Source organism: Bradyrhizobium sp. GW821-FHT13H06 (assembly GCF_058803975.1).
Genome location: NZ_JBXAPN010000012.1, coordinates 40,419 through 63,682 on the forward strand (window position 1 = coordinate 40,419; position 23,264 = coordinate 63,682).

Genomic DNA, 23,264 nt, shown 5'->3' on the forward strand with positions numbered 1-23,264 from the left:
AAGAGAGGGCACATGACCGCTTATCTGAAACTCGACCACATCGACAAGGTCTTCACCCGCGGCGCCGCCACCACGGAGGTGCTGAAGGACATCAACCTCACGATCGAGAAGGGCGAGTACGTTTCGATCATCGGCCATTCCGGCTGCGGCAAGTCGACCCTGCTCAACATCATCGCAGGGCTGACCGGCGCCACCACCGGCGGCGTGCTGCTGGAAAACCGGGAGGTGAACTCGCCGGGGCCCGACCGCGCCGTTGTGTTCCAGAACCACAGCCTGCTGCCGTGGCTCACCGTCTACGAGAACGTCAGGCTCGGCGTCGACAAGGTCTTCGCCAGGACCAAGTCCCGCGCCGAGCGCGACGCCTGGGTGATGCACAATCTCAACCTCGTGCAGATGGCTCATGCCAGGGACAAGCGTCCTTCCGAAATCTCCGGCGGCATGAAGCAGCGCGTCGGCATCGCGAGGGCGCTCGCCATGGAGCCCAAGGTGCTGCTGCTGGACGAGCCGTTCGGCGCGCTCGACGCGCTGACCCGCGCGCATCTGCAGGACTCGGTCATGGCGCTGCATCAGAAGCTCGGCAACACCATTCTGATGATCACCCACGACGTCGACGAGGCGGTGCTGCTGTCCGACCGCATCGTGATGATGACGAACGGGCCGAGCGCGCACATCGGGGAGGTGCTGGAGGTGCCGCTGGCGCGGCCGCGCAAGCGGCTCGAGCTCGCGACCAACGCCACCTATCTGAAGTGCCGCCAACGCGTGCTCGAATTCCTCTACGAGCGCCACCGCTTCGTCGAGGCCGCGTAAGCGAAGAGTTCAACGCAACAACATGCGCGCGCCCAAATAATCGACAGCTCGCTCAATCCTTGTGCGTCGCACAAGGATTGAGCGAATCGCAAACCAAGCGTGCGAAAAAGCCCTGCGAACATTTCGGGCGACACGAACAACATCCTGAAATCCCTGCATTTCCTGGATGCGCGCAACTGGCACGGAAATTGAAGCGTCTTTGCGCGACGCCAACGACGACGTCCCTCAACATCATCAATCAGCATCGTGAACTCGCCACCGGGGTGAAGCCTCGGAGCGCGCCTCCCTGCCTGGAGGCTGAGCCTGCAACGACGCAGCGGTGAGACTGGAAGGGATATGCAATGACGAAGAGTCCCACTTGGATTTCTGACTGGCGCCCCGAAGATGAGGCGTTCTGGAACGCGACCGGCAAGACGATCGCGCGGCGCAACCTGATCTGGTCGATCGTAGCCGAGCATATCGGCTTCTCGGTCTGGCTGATCTGGAGCATCGTCACGACCAAGCTGCCGCAGGCCGGCTTCCACTACACCACCGACCAGCTGTTCCAGCTCGTCGCCGTGCCGGGGCTGATCGGCGCCTTGATGCGCTTTCCCTACACCTTCGCAGTGACGACCTTCGGCGGCCGCAACTGGACCATCTTCAGCGCGGCGATCCTGTTCATTCCGACCTTGTCGCTTGCCTATTTCGTGAGCCAGCCCGACACGCCGTTCTGGCTGATGCTGCTGATCGCCTCGACCGCGGGTCTCGGCGGCGGCAATTTCGCCTCCAGCATGACCAACATCTCCTTCTTCTTCCCCGACCGGATGAAGGGATGGGCGCTCGGCCTCAACGCGGCCGGCGGCAATATCGGTGTCTCCAGCGTGCAGCTCTTGACCCCGATCCTGATGACGCTCGCCGTCTTCAACCTGTTCCAGGCAACGCCTGTCGACGGCATCTTCCTGCAGAATGCCGGACTCATGTGGGTGCTGCCGATCGCGATCGCGGTGTTCGGCGCGGTGTTCTTCATGAACAATCTCACCACGGCGAAATCGTCGGTGAAGAACCAGCTTGCGATCGTCAAGCGCAAGCACACCTGGATCATGGCGTATCTCTACATCGGCACGTTCGGGTCTTTCATCGGCTACTCCGCGGCGTTTCCGCTTCTGATCAAGACGCAATTCCCCACCGTGACGATCTCGATCGCCTTCCTGGGCCCGCTGGTCGGCTCGCTGTCGCGTCCGCTCGGCGGCTGGCTCGCAGATCGGGTCGGCGGCTCCATCATCACCTTCTGGAACTTCATCGCGATGGCGGGCGCCACGGTCGGCGTGCTCTACTTCGTCGGGCACAAGGATTTCACGGGCTTCCTGTCGATGTTCCTGGTCTTGTTCGTGACGACGGGCATCGGCAACGGCTCGACCTACCGCATGATCCCCTCGATCTTCCGCGAGGAGAACCTGTTCAAAGTGCGCGGCAAGGGCGATGTCGCGCGTGCGGCCGCGCTGAAGACCGCGAGCATCGAAAGCGGCGCGGCGGTCGGCTTCATCGGCGCGATCGGTGCTGTCGGCGGCTATCTGATCCCGAGCGGCTTCGGCAAATCGATCGCCATGACCGGCGGGCCGCAGCTCGCGCTCGCGATCTATCTCGCCTTCTACGCCTCCTGCCTCGCTCTGACCTGGTGGTTCTACCTGCGTCGCAGCCCGCAGGGTGAAGGCGCGCCAAGCCTCGCCGAGGCACGTGTGTGAGCGCGAGCACTTGGCACGAATGTCGCTTCTCCCCGTACGCGGGGAGAAGTCTCTCTGATGACGTTTGACCCATGAACTTTTTCCGCAACGGCGCGGACGAAGGCAGACCGAAACAGACAGGAGAACATCATGACGCCAGAACAGGTCACCATCATTCAACAGAGTTTCGCCAAGGTCGCGCCGATATCGGAGCAGGCCGCGGTGCTGTTCTACGATCGCCTGTTCGAGGTGGCGCCGTCCGTGCGTGCGATGTTTCCCGAGGACATGACCGAGCAGCGCAAGAAGCTGATGGGCATGCTCGCTGCCGTGGTCGGCGGCCTGTCGAACCTGGAGTCGATTCTTCCCGCGGCCTCCGCCCTCGCCAAGCGTCACGTCGCCTACGGCGCCAAGGCCGAGCACTACCCCGTGGTCGGCGCGACCTTGCTGTGGACCCTGGAGAAGGGGCTTGGCGAAGCCTGGACGCCCGAACTCGCCACGGCCTGGACCGACGCCTACGGCGTGCTGTCCGGCTACATGATATCCGAGGCCTATGGCGCACAAGCGCAGGCCGCCGAATAGGAGATGCCTCGTGAGTGAACCGCTGGTCATCGTCGGTAACGGTATGGCGGCCGCGCGTCTGGTCGACGAACTCGCGAAGACCGCGCTCGGCCGCTACGCCGTCGCCGTGATCGGCGAAGAGCCGCGGCTCGCTTACAACCGCGTGCTGCTCTCCTCCGTGCTGGCCGGCGAGACCGGCTCGCACGAGATCGAGCTCCGGCCCGCCGAGTGGTGGCGCCACCGCGGCGTCACGGTGCGCTACGGCTATCGCGTCACCGAGATCGACACCGGCCGCCGCGAGCTGAAGATCGAAGGCGAGGAGAGCATGGAGTACTCCAAGCTCGTCCTCGCTACCGGCTCGACGCCGCTGCGGCTCAACGTGCCGGGTGCCGATCTGGCCGGCGTGCACACCTTTCGCGACACCCGCGACGTCGACCTGCTGCTGACGCTTGCGGCGGCGAAGAAGCGCGTCGTCGTGGTCGGCGGCGGCCTGCTTGGCCTTGAAGCGGCCTACGGTCTCGCCAAGGCCGGTGCCCCCGTGACGCTGCTGCATCTGATGGACCGGCTGATGGAGCGCCAGCTCGATCCGCCCGCCGCCGACCTGCTCAAGACGCTGGTCGAGCGCAAGGGCATCCGCATCCTGCTCAACGCCAGCACGAAGTGCATCCATGGCGACGGTCATGTCGAGGCCGTCGAGCTGGCCGGCGGCAGTCGCATCGAGGCCGACGCCGTGATTTTCGCGGCCGGCATCAAGCCGAACGTCGTGCTGGCGAAAGATGCGGGGATCGCGGTCAATCGCGGCATCGTCGTCAACGACGTCATGCAGACCTCCTCAGCCGACATCTTCGCGCTCGGCGAATGCGCCGAGCATCGCGGCACCTGCTATGGCCTTGTCGAACCCGCTTATGAGCAGGCGCGCGTGCTGGCGCGGCATCTTTCCGGCCGCCCCGCCGCCTATCAGGGCAGCGTGGTCTCGACCAATCTGAAGGTCTCCGGCGTCAGCGTGTTCTCCGCCGGCGACTTCATGGGCGGGGAGGGCAGCGAGAGCCTCGTGCTGTCGGACCGCAGCCGCGGCACCTACAAGAAGCTCGTGATCGCCGACGGCCGGCTCACCGGCGCCGTGCTGATCGGCGATACCGTCGATGCGCTCTGGTACCTCGAGCTGATCCGCAACCGCGACAAGGTTGCGGCGATCCGTACAGACATGATGTTCGGCCGCGCGGTGACGCACCCCTCCAAGGCTGCTTGACAAGGCTGTTTGACGATGACGGCGATCGATCCCGCGCTCCACACCACCAAGACGACGTGCCCCTATTGCGGCGTCGGCTGCGGCGTGTTGGCGACACCCGACGGCAGGGGCGGGGCGGCTATTGCCGGTGATCCCGACCACCCCGCCAATTTCGGCCGGCTGTGCTCGAAGGGCTCCGCGCTCGGCGAAACCGTCGGGCTCGAAGGCCGGCTGCTCTACCCGATGATCCGCTGCAAGGGCGTGCTGGAGCGTGTCGCCTGGAGCGATGCGCTCGATCATGTCGCCCATCGCATGCAGCACATCGTGGCGCGCGACGGCGCCGACGCGGTCGCCTTCTATCTCTCTGGCCAGCTCCTCACCGAGGACTATTACGTCGCCAACAAGCTGATGAAGGGGTTTGTCGGCACGGCGAATGTCGACACCAATTCGCGGCTCTGCATGTCCTCCTCGGTCGCCGGTCACCGCCGTGCTTTCGGCGCCGACACCGTGCCCGGCTGCTACGAGGATCTCGAGCAGGCAGACCTGCTCGTCTTCGTCGGCTCGAATGCGGCCTGGTGCCATCCCGTCCTGTTCCAGCGCATGCTGAAGAACCGGCAGGAGCGCGGCGCGCGCATGATCGTGATCGATCCGCGCCGTACCGACACCGCCGGCGATGTCGATCTCTTCCTCGGCCTCAAGCCCGGCACCGACACGGCGCTGTTCTCCGGCCTCTTCGTTCATCTTGCCGACAATGGTGCGTTGGATCGGGACTACATCGCCACCAACACGTCGGGATTCGATGACGCGCTGGCGCGCGCGCGCAACATCGCCGGCAGTGTCACTGCGACCGCGCTTGCCACGGGCCTCTCCGAGCAGGACGTCGCCACCTTCTTCAGGATGTTCCGTGACACCGAGAAGGTCGTCACGCTCTATTCGCAAGGCGTCAACCAGTCGGCGCAGGGTACCGACAAGGTCAATGCCATCCTGAACTGCCATCTTGCGACGGGGCGCATCGGCAAGCCCGGTGCCGCGCCGTTCTCGCTCACCGGCCAGCCCAATGCGATGGGCGGTCGCGAGGTCGGCGGCCTCGCCAACATGCTTGCCGCCCATATGGGCTTCACGCCGCCCGATATCGATCGCGTCAGGCGGTTCTGGAAGGCGCCGCGCATCGCCACCCATGAGGGGCTGAAGGCGGTGCAATTGTTCGAGGCCATCAACCGCGGCGAGGTCAAGGCGCTGTGGGTGATGGGCACCAACCCGGCGGTGTCGCTGCCGGATGCCGACATGGTCCGCGATGCCCTGAAGAAGCTCGAGCTGTTCGTGGTCTCCGAGAACGTGCTCTCCAACGATACGGTCGAGGCCGGTCCGCATGTGCTGCTGCCGGCGCTGGCCTGGGGCGAGAAGTCCGGCACGGTGACCAATTCCGAGCGGCGTATCTCGCGTCAGCGCTCGTTCCTGCCGGCGCCGGGCGAGGCGCGCCCCGATTGGTGGATGCTGAGCGAGATCGCAAAGCGCTTCGGCTTCGGCGACAGCTTCAACTACAGATCCGCCGCCGACATCTTTCGCGAGCATGCGGCGCTCTCGGCTTTCGAGAACGGTGGCAGCCGTGATTTCGACATCGGCGCGCTGACCTCGCTGTCGGACGACGCCTTCGACGCCTTGGAGCCGGTGCAGTGGCCCGCGCGCGAGGGGCAGACGCCCGGCGAGCGCTTCTTCGCGCAAGGCGGCTTCTTCACCAATGACGGCAAGGGCCGCTTCGTCGCGCCGGAGGTGCCGGCGCTGCGCGGCGAGACCGGTCCGTCGCGCCCCTTGCGGCTCAACACCGGGCGCATCCGCGACCAGTGGCACACCATGACACGCACGGGGCTCAGCCAGCGGCTGGGCGCGCATTTGCCGGAGCCCTTCGTCGAGATTCATCCCGACGACGCCAGCAAATACGGCATCGCCCATGACAGCTATGCCCGCATCACCACCGATTACGGTAAGTGCATCCTGAAGGCCGTCGTGAGCGAACGGCAGCAGCGCGGCACCCTGTTCGTGCCGATCCACTGGAGTGCGATGAACACCTCGCACGGCCGCGTCGGCGCGCTGGTGCAGTCCTTCACCGATCCGTTCTCGGGCCAGCCGGAGGCGAAGGCGACGCCGGCCGCGATCGCTCCTTACGAATTCGTCTTCCGCGGCTTCGCGCTGTCGCGAAAGCAGATCGACCTGCCGGAGAACCTGTTGTGGACCCGCGTCACGGTCGCCGGCGGCTTCGGTTATCTCTTCGCGGACAACGGCGATCTTTCGCGCTGGCCCGCCTGGCTCGAGAACGTCGCGGGCGAGGATGTTGCCGAGTACCGCGACTTCGGCGGCGGGGTCTATCGCGCCGCCTCGTTCGCGGGCGACCGCATCGAGACCTGCCTGTTCGTCGGACCCGCGCACGACGCCGGCGATTGGGAGGTGGTGAAGAGCGCATTTGCCGCCGACCAGGTGACCGACGAGCAGCGCCGTATGCTGCTGTCCGGCAAGTCGATCGAGGGCGCCGCGTCGACCGGGCCGATCGTCTGCGCCTGCTTCGGCGTCGGCCGCGGCACCATCTGCGACACCATAGCCGGCGGCGCACGCACCGCCGCCGAGATCGGCGCCAAGCTCAAGGCCGGCACCAATTGCGGCTCCTGCATCCCCGAGATGAAGCGCCTGATCGCGACGACCGAGGTGGCGCCGGCGAAGCAGGTGAAGGTCGCTGGCGCGGCGGGGTAGGGCTGGCTCTCTCCAACGTCACCGCGAGCGTCGCGAAGCAATTCAGAACCTTTCCACGGAGGGATTTTTGGATTGCTACGCTCGCGGTGACGATGTTGATGCCGGTATGCCAAATTGTGGTCCCGTGCCCCGGACGCAGCGCAGCACGAAGTGATGCGCTGCAGAGCCGGGGCCCATCTAGCAGCGGAGCGTTTGGCCTTCTAGGTCCCGGCTCTGCGCCGCAACGCTGGGGCGTTGCAGCGCGTCCGGGACACGAGAGTGGCGTGGGCTGGTACTCGTGCTCGTAACGCAACGATGACCTCCGCCCAATCGACGCGGCTTCAATTGTCCCCTATGGTGCCGCGCGCTCCTCCTCCACAGCCACAACAACAATGATGTACCTGGAAACGCCGCCGCGTCTGATCGAGACAAAAGTCTTCTCCGCCATGCCCGACAAGTTCCGCCGCAAGGGCGAGCGGACCGATTGGGCTGATGCCAACCGGCCGGGAGTGCCGACCGACAGCTTCATCGAAGGTCCTTCATTCGACAAGGTTGGCAACCTCTATGTCGTCGACATTCCCTTCGGCCGCATCTTCCGTATCGCGCGTGACGGCGAGTGGTCGCAGGTCATCGAATACGAGGGCTGGCCGAACGGGCTGAAGATCGCATCCGACGGCCGCATCCTGGTCGCCGATTACATGCACGGGCTCATGGAGCTTGACGCGAAGGCCGGGCGGATCAAACCGGTGCTGACCTCGCGCAATTCGGAATCGTTCCGCGGCTGCAACGATCTCCACCTCGCCAGCAATGGCGACGTCTATTTCACCGATCAGGGCCAGACCGGCCTGCACGATCCCAGCGGCCGGGTCTATCGTCTCGCGTCGAACGGCCGGCTCGATTGCCTGATCGACACCGGCATCAGCCCGAATGGTCTCGTGCTCGACCCGACCGAGACCGTGCTGTTCGTCGCGATGACGCGCGACAACGCCGTGTGGCGGTTGCCCTTCATGAAGGACGGCAGCGTGTCCAAGGTCGGCCGCTTCTGCTCGCTGTTCGGCACCAGTGGTCCTGACGGCATGACCATGGATGCCAAAGGCCGCCTGTTCGTCGGTCATGCCTCGCTCGGCCATGTCTTCGTGTTCGCGCCGAATGGCGAACTGATCGCGCGGATCAAGTCCTGCGCGGGGCCGAACTGCACCAATGTCGCGATCGGTGGCGCGAAGAAGGATCGGCTCTATGTCACGGAGTCGGCGACGGGCAGCGTGCTGGTTGCCGACATCAGCGATCTCTAAAGCGCGATGCGATCAGGATGAATCGCCATCGCGCTTGAGGTCATTGTTTGAGCATGATCTTTTCGGAGAACCGCTGCACAATTTTTCCGGATCATGCTGTAGAGCATCTGAAGGAGTAAACATGAACACGCACCCCTTCGGCCGGACCGGCGCCAACGTCTCGATCATCGGGCAGGGCACCTGGTACCTCGATCACGGCGACCGCAAGCGCGCGATCGCGGCGCTTCAGCGCGGGCTCGATCTCGGCATGACCCATATCGACACCGCCGAGATGTATGGCGATGCCGAACTCGTCATCGCGGATGCGATCGCGAGCCGGCGCGACGAGGTGTTCCTCGTTTCGAAAGTGCTGCCCAGCAACGCCTCGCGCCGCGGAACCATCACCGCTTGCGAGCGCTCGCTGAAGCGGCTTAAGACCGACCGGCTCGACTGCTATCTCTTGCACTGGCGCGGCTCCTATCCGCTGGAGGACACCGTCGCTGCGTTCGAGGAGCTGGTGAAATCAGGCAAGATCAGGTCCTGGGGCGTCTCCAATTTCGACGCGGACGATCTCGACGAGATTCTCGAGGTCGCCGGCGAAGGCCGGATCGCGTGCAACCAGGTGCTCTATCATCTGAAGGAGCGTGCGATCGAGCATGCGGTGATCCCGTGGTGCGAGCGGCACGGTGTCGCCGTCGTTGCCTACTCGCCGTTCGGGCACGACGATTTCCCGGCGAGCAGCAGCAAGGGCGGCGCGGTGCTGGCGCGCATCGCGGAGACGCGTCGCGCGACGCCGCGTCAGGTCGCGCTGAGCTTCCTCACCCGTGCGACCACGGTGTTCGCGATCCCGAAGGCCTCGTCCCCGGAACACGCCGGCGAAAATGCGGCCGCAGGCGATATCGTGCTGACGAAAGACGAGATTGCGGCGCTTGACGCGGCGTTTCCGCGCGGGCCGAAGCCGCGCGGCCTGCCCATGCTGTAATGCACAACGCGCAATATTAACGGAGCATTGACGCGCGCGGCGGCCTGCGCATATCGGCATCCTGTTTTCGGAAGTTGTGAACGCGGCACATTTGTCGTTTTTTAGGGCGCTCGATTCGCATTTTTCCCGAGTTCCAGCCGTGACCCCGCCGCCAGCCGCAGCCGCAAGGCTCGACAGTATTTCCATGCCCGTGCCCGAGACGAAGCATGTCGGCCGCCGCGCACCCGCGCGCGTCGATCATCCCTTCAAAGGCATCGTACTGATCCTGCTCTCGACGGTGTTCCTCGGCTGCTCCGACGTCACTGCGAAATATCTGTCGACCAGCCTGCCGTCGATCGAGATCACCTGGATCCGCTTCCTCACCTTCACGCTGCTGTTCACGCCGGTGATGCTGCCCGTCTCGCGGCTCTATGCGATGCGCACCAAGCGTCCCGGCCTTCACGTGATGCGCGGGGCGGCGCTGCTTGGCTCCTCGCTGTTCTTCATCACGGGTCTCGGCTTCCTGCCGATCGCGGAGGCATCCGCCACCGGCTTCGTTGCGCCGCTGTTCGTCACTGCGCTTTCGATCGTCTTCCTCGGCGAGAAGGTCGGCATGCGCCGCTGGCTCGCGACCGCGCTCGGCCTGATCGGCGTGCTGATCATCCTGCGCCCGGGCACAAGCGCGTTTCACCCCGCCGCATTCTTTCCATTGGTCTCGGCGGCATGCTGGGCCGGCACCTTGATCCTGACGCGCATGATGAGTGGGCGGGAAGCTGTCGTCACCACCATGGCCTATTCCTCGCTGACGGGCCTTGCGATCCTGACCGCGCTGGTGCCGTTCGTCTGGGTCACGCCATCCTGGACCGCGGTCGCGCTCGGCATCTTCATCGGCGTCGCCTCGACCGCAGGCCAGTGGATCGTCGTGCTCGCCTATCGCTACGGCGATGCTTCGGTGCTGGCGCCCTTCTCCTACACGCAGCTGCTCTGGGTCAGTATTCTGGGCTTCTTCATCTTCGGCGAAGTGCCCGACATCTGGACCATCACCGGCGCGGCCTTCATCGTCGCCAGCGGCCTCTACATCGCCCATCGCGAGCGTGTCCGCCGCGCCCAGCTCCTGGTGCTGGAAGAGCGTTCCCCGAACGCCTGACGCAAGTTCGCCCCTCGTGCTTCGTGGTATCAGCGCTCCAAACAAGACGGGAGGAGCCGGATGCGGGCCGCGATTTTCAGGAACGGAGAGATCGTCGTCGACCGGATCGCCGAGCCGAAGCCGGGCCCCGGCCAGGTGCTGGTCAGGACGCTCGCCTGCGGCATCTGCGGCTCCGACCTGCACGCGCGCCAGCACGCCCACCGCATGGTGGAGATGGCGCGGAAGGTCGGGCGCAAGCCGATGGATCTCTCCCGCGACGTCGTGTTCGGCCACGAATTCTGCTGCGAAATCGTCGACTACGGCACCGGAACCGAACGCAAGCTCAAGCCCGGCACCCGCGTCTGCTCGCTGCCGGCGCTGCTGACGCCGCAGGGTATCGAAGGCATCGGCTATTCCAACGACAATGTCGGCGGCTACGCCGAGGCGATGCTGCTGAGCGAAGCGCTGCTGCTTGAAGTGCCCAACGGGCTTGCGCCGGAGCATGCCGCGCTCACCGAGCCGCTGGCGGTCGGCGTCCACGCCGTGGCGAAAGCCAATATCAGCGGCGGCGAGGTGCCGCTCGTGATCGGCTGCGGCCCGGTCGGCCTCGCGGTGATCGCCGCGCTGAAGCTCAGGGGCCTGCATCCGATCGTCGCCGCGGACTATTCGCCGGCCCGGCGCGCGCTCGCGGCGAAGCTGGGCGCGGACGTCGTGGTCGATCCCAAGGTATCGCAGCCCTATGCGACCTGGGCCGAGCACGCGCAGATGTCGGAGGCGGAGAAGGCGGCGCGACCACCGTTCCGGGCCATGCTGCCGGCGCTGAAGCCGGCGATCATCTTCGAATGTGTCGGCATACCCGGCCTGCTGCAGCAGGTGTTCGAAGGCGCGCCGCGCGATGCGCGCATCATCGTGGTCGGCGTCTGCATGGAAGCCGACAGAAGCGAGCCCATGCTCGGTATCATGAAGGAGCTGAGCGTCCAGTACGTGCTCGGCTACACGCCGGACGAATTCGCCAGCTCACTGCGCCTGATCGCGGAAGGGCAGGTGGATGCCGCCGCGATGGTGACCGCCGAGGTCGGCATCGACGGCGTCGCCAAGGCGTTCGCCGATCTCGCCAATCCCGAGATGCACACCAAGATCATCGTGCAGCCATGGCGGTGAAAGCGCCGCCGCGACGGCGATGCGCTCCCTCTCCCGCTTGCGGGAGAGGGGTGGGGAGAGGGTGTCTCCGCATTGGGATTCCCTTCGAGGAGAAAGCCCTCACCCGCGCCTGCGGCGCGACCTCTCCCGCAAGCGGGAGAGGTTAACGGCGAGACCACCGTCAATATTTCGCCGGCACATACATCTCCGGCGGGACCGGGCCTCGCTGATAGTCGGGGTTGCGCACGCGCGGCGGCAGCGTCACCGGAGCCCGCGCGACCTCCCGGTACGGGATCTGAGTCAATAGATGCGCGATGCAGTTGAGCCGGGCGCGCTTCTTGTCCACGGCATCGACAATCCACCATGGGCTATCCGGCAGATGCGTGTGCTCCAGCATCGTCTCCTTGGCCTTGGTGTACGCCTCCCAGCGACTGCGGGACTCGACGTCCATTGGGCTCAGCTTCCACTGCTTGAGGGGATCCTTGATCCGCATGGTGAAGCGGAACTGCTGCTCGTCGTCAGTGATCGAGAACCAGTACTTGACCAGGATGATGCCGGAGCGGATCAGCATGCGCTCGAATTCCGGCACGGACTTGAAGAACTCCTGATACTCGTCCTCCGAGCAAAAGCCCATCACGCGCTCGACGCCGGCGCGGTTGTACCAGCTACGGTCGAACAGCACGATCTCGCCACCGGCCGGCAGGTGCGCGACGTAGCGCTGGAAATACCATTGCGTGCGCTCGCGCTCGTTCGGCGCCGGAAGCGCCGCGACGCGGCAGATGCGGGGATTGAGGCGCTGGGTGATGCGCTTGATCACGCCGCCCTTGCCGGCGGAGTCGCGGCCCTCGAACAGCACCACGACCTTTTTCTTCTCGCTCTGCACCCAGTCCTGGAGCTTGACGAGCTCGCCCTGGAGGCGAAGCAGTTCCCGGAAATAGAGCCTGCGATCGACCGTCGGTTTCAGCGTTCCGGCCTCGTCAAGGAGCTCGTCGAGACGGGTATCATCCAGCTCCATCTCCAGTTCCTCGTCGAGATCGTCGGCCATTTCCTGGATGATGCGCTCGCGCTTGGAGATCTGGGATTTGCGGTCGGATGCGGTCATGGGTGCTTCTCTCGGCTCGGATACCAGTCACAACGACCATCGGCGGGGTTTGTTGCGGCCATGTGACAACCTGCGATCCCGCTGACGCAGGTCACACCGGCAGCGCGATCGAATATTTCACCTGGCTGAGCGCGAAGCTGGACTCGATCGAGGCGATGCCGTCGAGCCGGGTCAGCTTGGTCTTGAGGAACGTCTCGTAGGAGGCGAGGTCGGCGGCGACGACGCGGAGCAGATAGTCGCGGTTGCCGGTCATCAGATAGCACTCCAGGACCTCGTCCCATTTCGAGATCGCGCGGGCGAAGCGGTTGAGGTCCTCCTCCTTCTGCCGCGCCAGCTTGATCGAGATGAAGACGCTGACATGCAGTCCCAGCGCCTTCTGGTCCACGGTCGCGATATAGCGCGAGATCACGCCGCGCTCCTCCAGCAGCTTGACCCGGCGGTGGCAGGGCGAGACGGAGAGTCCGACCTTGTCGGCGAGCTCCTGCATGGTCATCCGGCTGTCGTTCTGGAGATGGCCGAGGATTTTCCGGTCGATGGCGTCGAGCTCTGGCATTGGGATGGAACCTGGGTCAGGAGGCGTCTGATTGGTAAAATATCCCAATATCGTCCGGTATGGCGCGAAAAATTGAGAAGTTTGGCGCGGCCCGCAGGCGTATGATCGGTGCTTATTTCCCGGAGCATCGCCATGCCCGTTGATCCCGCTCGCCTCGACACCCTGACCGCGCTGGCCCGCAAGGCGCTGTGGCTGTCGTCCTGGACCATCCACCACGCCAACCACATCCGCGCCAATGCGGACGGCCTCAAGGTCGGCGGCCACCAGGCCTCCTCCGCCTCGCTCGCGACCATCATGTCCGCGCTGTACTTCCACGTGCTGCGCCCCGAGGATCGCGTCGCGGTGAAGCCGCATGCGAGCCCGGTGTTCCACGCCATCCAGTATCTGTTCGGCCGCCAGACCCGCGAAAAGCTGGAGAATTTTCGCGGGTTCAAGGGCGCGCAGTCCTATCCGTCGCGCACCAAGGACGTCGACGACGTCGATTTCTCCACCGGCTCGGTCGGCCTCGGCGTCGCGCAGACGCTGTTCTCTTCGCTGGTGCAGGACTACGTCAAGGCGCATGGCTGGATGAAGGACCGCCGCGAAGGCCGGATGATCGCCCTCGTCGGCGACGCCGAGATGGACGAGGGAAACATCTTCGAGGCTCTGGCAGAGGGCTGGAAGCACGGCCTGCGCAACACCTGGTGGGTGGTCGATTATAACCGTCAGTCGCTCGACGCCGTCGTGCGCGAGGGGCTCTGGGAAAAGTTCGAGACCATGTTCCGCAATTTCGGCTGGGACGTGGTGATCGTGAAATACGGCCGGCTGATGCGCGATGCCTTTGCCGAGCCCGGCGGCGAAGCCTTGAAGCGCTGGATCGACAACTGCCCGAACGCGCTCTACGCGGCGCTGTGCTTCCAGGGCGGCGCGGCCTTCCGCAAGCATCTGCACGACGAGATCGGCGACCAGGGCCCGATCACGAAGCTGATCGACAGGCGCAGCGACGAGGAGCTGCTCGCGCTGATGTCGAATCTCGGCGGCCACGACATGGCGAGCATGCTCGAGGCGTTCGACTCCATCGATCATGATCGCCCGGTCTGCTTCATCGCCTACACCATCAAGGGTGTCGGCCTGCCGTTCCAGGGCCACAAGGACAACCACGCCGGCCTGATGACGGTCGCACAGATGGAGAAGTACCGCGACGGCCAGAACATCCGGCCCGGACACGAATGGGACAAGTTCGAAGGGCTGACGCAGGATGCGGCCGAACTGGAAGCTTTCCTCGCTCGGGTGCCGTTCAACCAGGACGGCCGCCGGCTGACGGCTCCCGTCGTCGAGGTGCCCCAGCAGCTCGCCTTCAAGCCGTCGCCGCAGATGTCGACCCAGCAGGGCTTTGGCCTGGTGCTCAACGAGATCGCGCGCAGCGACAGCGAGTTGGCGAGGCGCATCGTGACGACCTCGCCCGACGTCACCGTCTCCACCAATCTCGGCCCCTGGGTCAACCGCCGCGGGCTGTTCGCGCGCGCCGAGAAGGCGGACTTATTCCGCAGCGAGAAAATTCCCTCGACCTACAACTGGGACGCCTCGCCCAGGGGCCAGCATCTCGAGCTCGGCATTGCCGAGATGAACCTGTTCATCATGCTGTCCGCGCTCGGCCTGTCGCACCAGATCAACGGCGAGCGGCTGCTGCCGGTCGGCACGCTCTACGATCCCTTCATCGAGCGCGGCCTCGACGCGCTGAACTATGCCTGCTACCAGGACGCCCGCTTCATGGTGGCGGCGACGCCGTCCGGCATCACGCTCGCGCCGGAGGGCGGCGCGCACCAGTCGATCGCGACGCCGCTGATAGGCATGGCGCAGGACGGGCTCGCTTCATTCGAGCCGGCCTTCGTCGACGAGCTCGCCGTGATCATGGCGTTCGGTTTTGAGCACATGCAGCGTGAGGCGGGCGAGGGCGGCTCGGTCTATTTGCGGCTTTCCACGCGCAGCATCGAGCAGGCGCAGCGGATCATGACGCCGGAGCTGAGGCAGGGCATCACCGATGGCGCTTATTGGCTGCGCAAGCCGGGCCCGAATGCCGAAGTCGTGATCGCCTATACCGGCGCAGTCGCGCCGGAAGCGATCGAGGCCACCGGCTTCATCGGCGAGAGCCGCCGCGACGTCGGCCTGCTCGCGATCACCTCGGCGGATCGTCTCCACGCCGGTTGGACCGCCGCGCGGAAATTGCGGCGCGACCGCCGCGGCGTCCAGCATCTCAGCCACATCGAAAAACTGCTGGCGCCGCTGCCGCGCGACTGCGGCATCGTCACCGTGATCGATGGCCATCCCTCCGCGCTCGGCTGGCTCGGCAGCGTCCGCGGCCACCGCGTCGAGGCGCTTGGCGTCGAGCAATTCGGCCAGACGGGCAGCATCGCGGACCTTTATCGGCACTACGGCATCGATGCCAACGCCATCATCGATGCGGCCGAAAGCCTCACCACCGGTGCGCCGGTGTTGCACCGGAAGATGGCGGTGTAGTCGGGGTAACCACGCGCATGGGCCCCGGCTCTGCAGCGCATCACTGAAGAAGTGCTGCGCTGCGTCCGGGGCACGAGTGTGTTTGCACTCGCTCCAATCTCGTGTCCCGGACAAGGCGCGACATGAAATGTCGCGACGCCGAGCCGGGACCCAGAGCCGCTTGCCTCGCTTCAAATCGCGTCCCATATTCCGCGCGCTCGCCGCAACGCTGGCCCCGCATATGGCGGGTTCAATTGCCGGCGCTTTCGTGCAAGGATGCCTGCCGAAACGCCCCCTCCAAGCTCCAAGAAGAGGTTAATGATGGTCAATCGCATGCAATTCTACATCGACGGCGCCTGGGTCGATCCCGCCGTCAAGAAGTCCACCGCCGTGGTCAATCCGGCGACGGAAGAGGCGATGTACGAGGTTGCGCTGGGCTCCAAGGCCGACGTGGACAAGGCGGTTGCTGCCGCCAAGCGCGCCTTTGCCACCTTCTCCCAGACCAGCCGCGAGGAGCGCGTCGCGCTGCTGTCGAAGGTCATTGAGGTCTACAAGGGCCGTCTCAAGGAGATCGGTGCTGCCGTCTCCGACGAGATGGGTGCGCCGCTGCCGATGGCGGAAAAGCTCCAGGCCGGCGCCGGCCTCGGCCATCTCATGACCACGCTCGACGTGCTCAAGAACTATCATTTCGAGGAGCCGGTCGGCACCGCCATGGTGCTGCGCGAGCCGATCGGCGTGGTCGGCATGATCACGCCCTGGAACTGGCCGCTGAACCAGATTGCCTGCAAGGTCGCGCCCGCGCTCGCCGCCGGCTGCACCATGATCCTCAAGCCCAGCGAGTTCACCCCGACCTCAGCGCTGATCTTCGCCGAGATCCTGCATGAAGCCGGCGTGCCGAAGGGCGTGTTCAACCTCGTCAACGGTCTCGGCCCCGAGGTCGGCGCCGCCATGAGCGAGCACCCTGATATCGACATGATCTCGTTCACCGGCTCGACCCGCGCCGGCATCGACGTGGCCAAGCGCGCGGCGCCGACCGTGAAGCGCGTCAGCCAGGAGCTCGGCGGCAAGTCGCCGAACGTCATCCTCGAAGGCGCCGACCTCACGAAGGCGGTGACCGGCGGCGTGATGCACATGTTCAACAACTCCGGCCAGTCCTGCAACGCGCCCTCGCGCATGATCGTGCCGCTGTCGAAGATGAGGGAAGTTGCCGCGATCGCGAAGGCCGTCGCCGACAAGACCAAGGCCGGCGATCCCCGCGCCGAAGGCACCACCATCGGCCCCGTCGTCAACCGCGGCCAGTGGGACAAGATCCAGGGCCTGATCAAGAAGGGCATCGACGAGGGCGCTACCCTCGTCGCGGGCGGTCCGGGCCTGCCCGAGGGTGTCAACAAGGGCTTCTATGTCCGTCCGACCATCTTCGCCGACGTCACTCCCGACATGACGATCGCACGCGAAGAGATCTTCGGACCGGTGCTGACCATCATCGGCGCCAAGGACGAAGCCGATGCGGTGAAGATCGCGAACGATACGCCGTATGGCCTCGCGGGCTATGTCTACGGTCCGTCGGTCGAGGACGCCAAACGTGTCGGCCGTCAGATCCGCGCCGGCAACGTCAACCTCCAGGGCGTGCCCAACGACCGTACCGCGCCGTTCGGCGGCTACAAGCAGTCCGGCAACGGCCGCGAGTGGGGCAAATTCGGCCTCGAGGACTTCCTCGAAGTGAAGGCCGTCGCGGGCTTCAACGCGGCGTAAGCATCATCGCGTGAACGAATACGACGCCGGAGCGGGCAACCGCTCCGGCGTTTTCGCTTTGTCATTGCGAGCGCAGCGAAGCAATCCAGAATCTCTCCGCGGAGGCAGTCTGGATTGCTTCGTCGCAAGTGCTCCTCGCAATGACGGAGGCAACACGAAGCGCCTATCCCCCCACCGCACCTTGCGTGTTGACGTACAGCGCGTAGATCGACTGGCTCGCGGCCATGAACAGGCGGTTGCGCTTGACGCCGCCGAAGCAGAGATTGGCGCAGCGCTCGGGCAGCGCGATGCGGCCGATCATGACTCCGTCCGGTGCGAACACCACCACGCCGTCGAGCTCGGGATCGCCCATGCCCCAGCCGCACCAGAGATTGCCGTCGATGTCGCAGCGCATGCCGTCGGGCGTGCCGGGACCTGCATCGATGTGGACGCGCTTGTTGGAAATCGTGGTGCCGTCGGCCGAGACGTCATAGGCGAGGATCTTGCGGTTCGGCACCCCGCGCGACTCCACGACGTAGAGGATTGTCTCGTCCGGCGAGAAGCACAGCCCGTTTGGACCGAGCACGCCTTCGGCGACGATCGTTGCCTTGCCGGTCGCGGGATCGAGCCGGTAGACGTTAGGCTCGATCTCGGGCTCCGCCTTGTAGCCTTCGTAGTTGCCGAGCAGGCCAAAGGTGGGATCGGTGAACCAGATCGAGCCGTCGGACTTCACCACGACGTCGTTCGGCGAGTTCAGCCGCTTGCCGTCGAACGAGTCGATCAGCACGGTGATGCTGCCGTCATATTCGGTGCGAACGACGCGCCGCCCGCCATGCTCGCAGGTGATGAGCCGTCCCTGCCGGTCGCGGGTGTTGCCGTTGGCGAAATTCGACGGCTTGCGGAACACGCTGACGGCGCCGGTCTCTTCCTCCCATTTGAGGATGCGCTGGTTCGGAATGTCGCTGCACAAGAGATAGCGCCCGTCGCCGAACCACACCGGACCCTCGGCCCAGCGCAGGCCGGTCGCCAGCCGCTCCACCGCCGAAAGTTTCAGCCAGTATTTTTCGAAGCGGGGATCGAGTGCCTTGATCGCCGGGTCGGGATAACAGGTCGCCGGCCGCCAGCCTTGATTATGGGACGATGCATCGTTCATGCGCGGTTCTCGTCGTTGCGTTCCCTCTGTCCAAGTCTGCTAGCATCAGATATCCATGGCCGCAAATCGGTCACCACAGGCGAGGGAAGACATGCCGCGTATTTTGATGACGGGGGCTTCGGGCGGAATCGGAACGCGCCTCCGGAAACTCCTGCCGCCGATCTATCCCGATCTGCTGCTCAGCGACATCCGACCGCCGAACGACCTCGGGGCGAGTGAGCAGTTCAAGGCGGCGGACCTCGCCGATCTCGCGCAGTGCGAGGCGATTTGCGAGGGCGTCGACGGCATCCTCCATTTCGGCGGCTATTCGGTCGAAGGCACCTGGGATCAAATCCTCCAGGCCAACATCATCGGCGGCTACAATCTGTTCGAGGCCGCGTATCGCAAGGGCGTCAAGCGCGTGGTGTTCGCCTCGTCGAACCACGCCGTCGGCTTCTATCCGCGCCACCACAAGATCGGCACGGACGTCACTGCGCGGCCCGACAGCCGCTACGGCGTCAGCAAGGTGTTCGGCGAGGCCGTCGGCGCGCTCTATGCCGACAAGCATGGCCTCAAGGTGACTTGCCTGCGCATCGGCAATTTCGGCGACATGCCGCTCGACCAGCGCCGGCTCGCGATCTGGCTCAAGCCCGATGATCTGGTGCAGCTCTGCCGCATCGGGCTCGAACATCCCGACATCCATTTCGAGGTCTTCTACGGCGCCTCTTTCAACGAGCGCGCCTGGTGGGACAATCACCGAGCCTACGAGCTCGGCTATCGTCCGACCGGCCGCGCCGAAGATTTCCGTGAGCACGCGATGGCGGAGCAGGCCAAGCTCAAGCCGGATCCCGTCGGCGATTATTTCCAGGGCGGCACGTTCTGCAGCATGGAGTTCGATGCCGACCCAGGCCGCGTGATCGACTGGACCAAGCGTTAGAAGCGGTTCACCTGCCGAGCGTCAACAGCGGCTTGCCTGTCTCGACGATGTAGGTCGCAAGCTCCGCCGCGTTGCCGCTGCCGACGTTCGTTACTGCATGATGTACTCCGTGAGGAATGAGCAGCACGTCGCCGGCCTTCAGGATCACCGGCGGCCTGCCGTCGAGCCGATATTCCAGCTCGCCTTCGATCAGATAGACGAGCTCTTCGCCCGGGTGATTGTGCCTGACGGCGACAACGCCCGGAGGAAAATCGACGCGGACCTGGATGACCTCGCGTCCGGGAACGCTCAGAGCTTCCTTCATGAGATGTGTGCGCTTGATGTCTCCCAGCCGTGGCTCTTCGGATCGTGCGGCGAGCGAAGTCAGGCTGGTTGCGGCGATCAGCGCCGCCGCAACGATGATTCCATGTCTCTTCATGTGAATGGCCTTTCGGTTGTGCGCGAGGTTGCGCGGGTGTCGATCAGGCGGCGGCCGCTGTCGCGGGTGTTGCGCGAAAGCTGATGGCCATGCGGTTGTAGGCATTCATCAGGCTGATGGCGATCGTGAGGTCCACAAGCTCACGCTCCTCGAATACGGCGCGTGCGGCCTGGTAGGCCTCGTCAGGGACGCCGGTCTCGGCAACCCGCGTCACGGTTTCCGCCCACGCCAGGGCGGCCCGCTCGCGTTCGTCGAAGAGATTGCCGGCCTCGCGCCAGGCCTGCAGCAGCGCGATCTTCTCGACCTTCTCTCCCTTCTTGAGCAGGTCGCGCGTGTGCATGTCGAGGCAGTAGGCGCAATTGTTGATCTGGGAGATCCGCAGATAGATCAGCTCGATCAGCGTGGCGGAAAGGCGGCTCTGCAGGATGTAGCCGTAGACGCCGCCGAGCGCCTTGATGCCTGCCGGCGCGATCTGGTTGTAGTCGAGACGCTTACTCATGTTCCTCTCCTTGATGATGATCCTGCTCGGAGGCAGTGGTCAGATCCTTCTCGCCGCTGTCGACGACGAACACTGCGAGCAGGCTTGCGGGCTTGGACTGGCTCGCATTGCGACTGACGGGATGACGGGAGCCCGGCGGCTCGTAAAAGCTCTCGCCGGCACGATATACCCGTCTGGGTCCGTCGTTCACCTGAGACTCGACTGCGCCTGACAGCACGTAACCGAAGATGAAGGCGGACTTTGCGTGGATGTGCGAAGGCGACGCTCCGCCAGGTGCATAGTTCACAACCAGGGCCACGACTGACTTGCCCGGGATATTGGGGATCGATTGCTCGAAATGCGGCGTGACCGTTTCGCCGATGCCGTGGGCGGCGCTGGGCGCCGCACCCGCAATAACAATGGCAGCGCAAGCCGCACCGAGGATGGATGGCACTTTCATGGAAGTTCTCCTGTTTCGAATTCGTCTCTGTTGTGTTGTGGCCCGCCTGTTCACCTGCGGATGACGGCCTTCAGCGAGTCCGTGAACACCCAGAAGGAAGCAGCCAACAGGCCGACGTCCTTCAGCAGGAACTGCCCCGGCGCGACGGTGATCGCGGGCGCCCCGAGCTCCGGCACGACGACGCCAGGCGTCGAGATCATGAAGCTCAGCGTCGTGACGAACAGTCCGGCCGAGAGAAGGCCGCCGGCTGCGGAATAGATCGGGCTTGCCAGCCGGAGCGCGATCAAGAACCCGATGCTCAGTTCGACGAAGCCGAGAAAGGTGGAGAAGCCGCGGACCGAAAACAGCGCGTAGAACCAGCGCAACAGTGGGCTGTTCTCCACCAGAGGAACCAGCCCCTGGGCTTCGTAATCGGTGAACTTCATCCCGCCGAACCAGGCATAGATGATTGCAAGCGACGCATAGAGACCGATCCGGCTGACCGGTTCGGCGTAGGCGAGCAGGCGTTCAGACTGATCGCGCCAGCTGATGGTGCGGCTCAGCGCGATGGGTGAGGTGGACGAGTGGCTGATGATGCGTGACATGGTTGTCTCCGTTTTGATGCTGGGTATCGCTCACGCATTCACGTGCGTGTGCAGGTTGTAGCGAGGGGCGGGAATGGCGCTCGAGAGCTTATTCGTCATGGCGAGCCGCGTGCTCTCGTGGCGATCCCACGCGGACTGGTCGGCCAGCGCCGGGATCGTCACGACCTCGCCGAGGTCGAGACCCGCGAGTGCCGCGTCGACCATGTCGTCGGCCGACATGACGATCTCTGCGGGCAGTTGGTGAACCGGTGTACCGGCGACATCCCAGAACTCGGTCGCAGTGGCGCCCGGCAGCACGGCTTGCACGCGGATGCCCTTGCCGGCGAGTTCGTGAACGAGTGACTGGGTGAAGGCGAGCACGAAGGCTTTCGAGCCGCCGTAGACGCCGTTCAGCAGTTCCGGCGCGATCGCGGCGATGGAGGCGATGTTGATGATCGTGCCGTGGCCGCGGTCGATGAATCCGGGGACCGCCGCGTAGGTTAGGCGCGTGAGCGCGCCGACGTTGAGGCGGATCATGTCCTCCATCTTGTCGATGTCGGAGGCGATCAGCGGTGCCGAGGCGCCGACGCCGGCGTTGTTGACCAGCACCGAGATGCCGGGCTCGGTTCTGAGGAGTTGCTCGACATGGCGCAGGTCGGACGGGGATGTGAGATCGGCTTGCACCGTCTCCACCTTGCGGCCGCTTTCATTGGTGAGCCGGCGCGCCAGCGATGCGAGCCGCTGCCTGTTGCGCGCAACGAGGATGAGGTCGTGGCCGCGCTTCGCCAGGCGGTCGGCATAGATCGCGCCGATTCCGGTCGAAGCGCCGGTGATGAGGGCAGTGCCTTTTCTGGTCTGGGTCATTTTCGTCTCTCCGTTTCGGTGCGGAGAGGAATAGGCACTTCCGGAAATGACCGGTATCTGGCAAATTTGGGATCTATCCTTCCAGAATATGGAAGTATCCAGATGGATCGTCTCGAAAGCATGTCGGTGGTTTTGGCGGTGGCGGAGGCCGGCAGCCTGTCCGCCGCCGCACGCCGCCAGAAAATGCCGCTGGCAACGGTGAGCCGGAAGGTCTCGGAGCTCGAGGAGCACCTGCGCACCAAGCTGTTTCACCGATCGAGCCGCGTCCTCGTTCCCACCGACGCCGGGCGCTCCTATATCGCCGCAGCCAAGCGAATTCTTGCCGATCTCGCCGAGGCCGAGCGGGTTGCCTCCGGCGAATACACCACGCCGCGCGGAGATCTGAGTGTCACGACGCTCGTCGCTCTCGGTCGCCTCTGCCTGCAGCCGATTCTGGCCGAGTTCCTTGCAGCCTTCCCGGAGGTCGACGTTCAGCTCAACTTGCAGGACCGGACGCTCAATCTCCTGGATGAGCACATTGACGTCGCGCTTCGCGTCGGCGATCTCGCAGACAGCGGCCTGATCGCCGTGCGCGTGGGAGACATTCACCGCGTGGCATGCGCCAGTCCGGCCTATCTGGAATTACGCGGGATACCGCAGTCTCCCGACGACCTCTCTGCGCATGACTGCATCAGCTATCCTCCGCTTCAGTCGCCGAACGTCTGGAGGTTCAAACGAGGGCAGACCGAGTATGCGGTCCCCGTGCGGTCGCGCTTCATTGCGAGCAATCTCGAATCGGCCTTCGATGCCGCACGTGCAGGCATAGGAGTCACCATCGCGTTCTCATACCTCGTCGCCGCCCCGCTGCGGTCCGAAGAGCTGGTCGCGCTTCTGCAGGACTTTCAGCCGCCGCCGCAGCCGGTCAACTTCGTCTATTCGCCCAACCGCTTCATGCCGGCCAAACTGCGAGCCTTTCTCGATTTTGCAGTACCGCGCCTGAGGGCGCGCTTGGCCGACATGCCCCGGGACGTGCCGTCGCGGAAGCAACGGGCGTGACTGC

General features: G+C 64.9%; 21 protein-coding genes. 13 read left to right on the forward strand and 8 right to left on the reverse strand.

From position 1 onward, the window contains the following. Positions 1-12: 12 nt before the first annotated feature. From AC1RQP_RS34230 to AC1RQP_RS34270, 9 genes are all read left to right on the forward strand, one after another. Entirely contained in the window at positions 13-807 is a 795-nt protein-coding gene (locus AC1RQP_RS34230) for an ABC transporter ATP-binding protein (RefSeq protein ID WP_492941566.1), read from the forward strand. 341 nt (positions 808-1,148) lie between these two features. Beyond that, positions 1,149-2,528, forward strand: a complete 1,380-nt coding sequence (locus AC1RQP_RS34235; protein WP_492941567.1) for an MFS transporter — start codon at positions 1,149-1,151, stop codon at positions 2,526-2,528. 129 nt (positions 2,529-2,657) lie between these two features. Beyond that, the gene (locus AC1RQP_RS34240) at positions 2,658-3,086 is read left to right on the forward strand and encodes a globin family protein (RefSeq protein WP_492941569.1); all 429 of its coding nucleotides are present in this window, start codon (positions 2,658-2,660) and stop codon (positions 3,084-3,086) included. A 10-nt stretch (positions 3,087-3,096) separates the two neighbouring features. Beyond that, positions 3,097-4,314: an NAD(P)/FAD-dependent oxidoreductase gene (locus AC1RQP_RS34245; protein ID WP_492941571.1), complete on the forward strand. Its 1,218-nt coding sequence runs from the start codon at positions 3,097-3,099 to the stop codon at positions 4,312-4,314. 15 nt (positions 4,315-4,329) lie between these two features. Then, complete coding sequence (locus AC1RQP_RS34250; RefSeq protein WP_492941573.1) at positions 4,330-7,035, forward strand: nitrate reductase; 2,706 nt, start codon at positions 4,330-4,332, stop codon at positions 7,033-7,035. A 374-nt stretch (positions 7,036-7,409) separates the two neighbouring features. Continuing rightward, positions 7,410-8,306 carry an SMP-30/gluconolactonase/LRE family protein gene (locus AC1RQP_RS34255; RefSeq protein ID WP_239629631.1) on the forward strand — a complete coding sequence of 299 codons (897 nt, stop codon included), beginning with the start codon at positions 7,410-7,412 and terminating at the stop codon, positions 8,304-8,306. Between the two features lie 121 nt (positions 8,307-8,427). Beyond that, a complete protein-coding gene (locus tag AC1RQP_RS34260) occupies positions 8,428-9,267 on the forward strand; it encodes an aldo/keto reductase (RefSeq protein ID WP_239622166.1) in 840 nt (279 codons plus the stop codon). A gap of 184 nt (positions 9,268-9,451) precedes the next feature. After that, entirely contained in the window at positions 9,452-10,393 is a 942-nt protein-coding gene (locus tag AC1RQP_RS34265) for a DMT family transporter (protein ID WP_492941801.1), read from the forward strand. Positions 10,394-10,453: 60 nt separating this feature from the next. Continuing rightward, on the forward strand, positions 10,454-11,533 hold the full coding sequence (locus AC1RQP_RS34270) for a zinc-binding dehydrogenase (RefSeq protein WP_492941575.1): 1,080 nt from the start codon (positions 10,454-10,456) through the stop codon (positions 11,531-11,533). Between the two features lie 160 nt (positions 11,534-11,693). On the opposite strand, the gene ppk2 is transcribed toward AC1RQP_RS34270, so the two are convergent. Further along, a complete protein-coding gene (ppk2, locus tag AC1RQP_RS34275; protein WP_239622168.1) occupies positions 11,694-12,614 on the reverse strand; it encodes a polyphosphate kinase 2 in 921 nt (306 codons plus the stop codon). A 91-nt stretch (positions 12,615-12,705) separates the two neighbouring features. Next, positions 12,706-13,167 carry an Lrp/AsnC family transcriptional regulator gene (locus tag AC1RQP_RS34280; RefSeq protein WP_131866897.1) on the reverse strand — a complete coding sequence of 154 codons (462 nt, stop codon included), beginning with the start codon at positions 13,165-13,167 and terminating at the stop codon, positions 12,706-12,708. 132 nt (positions 13,168-13,299) lie between these two features. Between AC1RQP_RS34280 and AC1RQP_RS34285 the strand changes: the two genes are divergently transcribed. After that, positions 13,300-15,663: a thiamine pyrophosphate-binding protein gene (locus tag AC1RQP_RS34285; protein ID WP_492941578.1), complete on the forward strand. Its 2,364-nt coding sequence runs from the start codon at positions 13,300-13,302 to the stop codon at positions 15,661-15,663. 300 nt (positions 15,664-15,963) lie between these two features. Next, positions 15,964-17,394, forward strand: coding sequence for an aldehyde dehydrogenase family protein (locus AC1RQP_RS34290; protein ID WP_492941803.1), 1,431 nt, complete (start codon positions 15,964-15,966; stop codon positions 17,392-17,394). A gap of 163 nt (positions 17,395-17,557) precedes the next feature. On the opposite strand, the gene AC1RQP_RS34295 is transcribed toward AC1RQP_RS34290, so the two are convergent. After that, positions 17,558-18,526 carry an SMP-30/gluconolactonase/LRE family protein gene (locus AC1RQP_RS34295; RefSeq protein ID WP_492941579.1) on the reverse strand — a complete coding sequence of 323 codons (969 nt, stop codon included), beginning with the start codon at positions 18,524-18,526 and terminating at the stop codon, positions 17,558-17,560. A gap of 91 nt (positions 18,527-18,617) precedes the next feature. Between AC1RQP_RS34295 and AC1RQP_RS34300 the strand changes: the two genes are divergently transcribed. Beyond that, positions 18,618-19,442: an NAD-dependent epimerase/dehydratase family protein gene (locus AC1RQP_RS34300; RefSeq protein ID WP_492941581.1), complete on the forward strand. Its 825-nt coding sequence runs from the start codon at positions 18,618-18,620 to the stop codon at positions 19,440-19,442. A 7-nt stretch (positions 19,443-19,449) separates the two neighbouring features. Here the strand turns inward: AC1RQP_RS34300 and AC1RQP_RS34305 are convergent, their stop codons facing one another. From AC1RQP_RS34305 to AC1RQP_RS34325, 5 genes are read right to left on the reverse strand one after another with little or no spacing between them, the layout of a single operon-like run. Further along, positions 19,450-19,860 carry a cupin domain-containing protein gene (locus tag AC1RQP_RS34305; RefSeq protein ID WP_239622172.1) on the reverse strand — a complete coding sequence of 137 codons (411 nt, stop codon included), beginning with the start codon at positions 19,858-19,860 and terminating at the stop codon, positions 19,450-19,452. Positions 19,861-19,903: 43 nt separating this feature from the next. Beyond that, positions 19,904-20,359 (reverse strand): carboxymuconolactone decarboxylase family protein, encoded by a 456-nt coding sequence (locus AC1RQP_RS34310; protein ID WP_492941584.1) that lies wholly within the window; start codon positions 20,357-20,359, stop codon positions 19,904-19,906. Next, positions 20,352-20,798: a cupin domain-containing protein gene (locus AC1RQP_RS34315; RefSeq protein ID WP_239622174.1), complete on the reverse strand. Its 447-nt coding sequence runs from the start codon at positions 20,796-20,798 to the stop codon at positions 20,352-20,354. Before AC1RQP_RS34315 ends, AC1RQP_RS34310 begins: the two co-directional genes overlap by 8 nt. Positions 20,799-20,848: 50 nt before the next feature. Further along, entirely contained in the window at positions 20,849-21,382 is a 534-nt protein-coding gene (locus AC1RQP_RS34320) for a YkgB family protein (RefSeq protein WP_239622175.1), read from the reverse strand. Between the two features lie 30 nt (positions 21,383-21,412). Next, positions 21,413-22,225 carry an SDR family NAD(P)-dependent oxidoreductase gene (locus AC1RQP_RS34325; protein ID WP_492941586.1) on the reverse strand — a complete coding sequence of 271 codons (813 nt, stop codon included), beginning with the start codon at positions 22,223-22,225 and terminating at the stop codon, positions 21,413-21,415. Between AC1RQP_RS34325 and AC1RQP_RS34330 the strand changes: the two genes are divergently transcribed. Beyond that, a complete protein-coding gene (locus AC1RQP_RS34330; RefSeq protein WP_492941588.1) occupies positions 22,133-23,260 on the forward strand; it encodes a LysR family transcriptional regulator in 1,128 nt (375 codons plus the stop codon). The genes AC1RQP_RS34325 and AC1RQP_RS34330 overlap by 93 nt on opposite strands. The last annotated feature ends 4 nt before the right edge of the window (positions 23,261-23,264 follow it).

Bases quoted from the DNA above. Each gene is read 5' to 3' on its own strand.
- AC1RQP_RS34230 (WP_492941566.1), top strand. From the start codon at position 13: ATGACCGCTTATCTGAAACTCGACCACATCGACAAGGTCTTCACCCGC.
- AC1RQP_RS34235 (WP_492941567.1), top strand. From the start codon at position 1,149: ATGACGAAGAGTCCCACTTGGATTTCTGACTGGCGCCCCGAAGATGAG.
- AC1RQP_RS34240 (WP_492941569.1), top strand. From the start codon at position 2,658: ATGACGCCAGAACAGGTCACCATCATTCAACAGAGTTTCGCCAAGGTC.
- AC1RQP_RS34250 (WP_492941573.1), top strand. From the start codon at position 4,330: ATGACGGCGATCGATCCCGCGCTCCACACCACCAAGACGACGTGCCCC.
- AC1RQP_RS34255 (WP_239629631.1), top strand. From the start codon at position 7,410: ATGTACCTGGAAACGCCGCCGCGTCTGATCGAGACAAAAGTCTTCTCC.
- AC1RQP_RS34260 (WP_239622166.1), top strand. From the start codon at position 8,428: ATGAACACGCACCCCTTCGGCCGGACCGGCGCCAACGTCTCGATCATC.
- AC1RQP_RS34265 (WP_492941801.1), top strand. From the start codon at position 9,452: ATGCCCGTGCCCGAGACGAAGCATGTCGGCCGCCGCGCACCCGCGCGC.
- AC1RQP_RS34270 (WP_492941575.1), top strand. From the start codon at position 10,454: ATGCGGGCCGCGATTTTCAGGAACGGAGAGATCGTCGTCGACCGGATC.
- ppk2 (WP_239622168.1), bottom strand. From the start codon at position 12,614: ATGACCGCATCCGACCGCAAATCCCAGATCTCCAAGCGCGAGCGCATC.
- AC1RQP_RS34280 (WP_131866897.1), bottom strand. From the start codon at position 13,167: ATGCCAGAGCTCGACGCCATCGACCGGAAAATCCTCGGCCATCTCCAG.
- AC1RQP_RS34285 (WP_492941578.1), top strand. From the start codon at position 13,300: ATGCCCGTTGATCCCGCTCGCCTCGACACCCTGACCGCGCTGGCCCGC.
- AC1RQP_RS34290 (WP_492941803.1), top strand. From the start codon at position 15,964: ATGGTCAATCGCATGCAATTCTACATCGACGGCGCCTGGGTCGATCCC.
- AC1RQP_RS34295 (WP_492941579.1), bottom strand. From the start codon at position 18,526: ATGAACGATGCATCGTCCCATAATCAAGGCTGGCGGCCGGCGACCTGT.
- AC1RQP_RS34300 (WP_492941581.1), top strand. From the start codon at position 18,618: ATGCCGCGTATTTTGATGACGGGGGCTTCGGGCGGAATCGGAACGCGC.
- AC1RQP_RS34305 (WP_239622172.1), bottom strand. From the start codon at position 19,860: ATGAAGAGACATGGAATCATCGTTGCGGCGGCGCTGATCGCCGCAACC.
- AC1RQP_RS34310 (WP_492941584.1), bottom strand. From the start codon at position 20,359: ATGAGTAAGCGTCTCGACTACAACCAGATCGCGCCGGCAGGCATCAAG.
- AC1RQP_RS34315 (WP_239622174.1), bottom strand. From the start codon at position 20,798: ATGAAAGTGCCATCCATCCTCGGTGCGGCTTGCGCTGCCATTGTTATT.
- AC1RQP_RS34320 (WP_239622175.1), bottom strand. From the start codon at position 21,382: ATGTCACGCATCATCAGCCACTCGTCCACCTCACCCATCGCGCTGAGC.
- AC1RQP_RS34325 (WP_492941586.1), bottom strand. From the start codon at position 22,225: ATGACCCAGACCAGAAAAGGCACTGCCCTCATCACCGGCGCTTCGACC.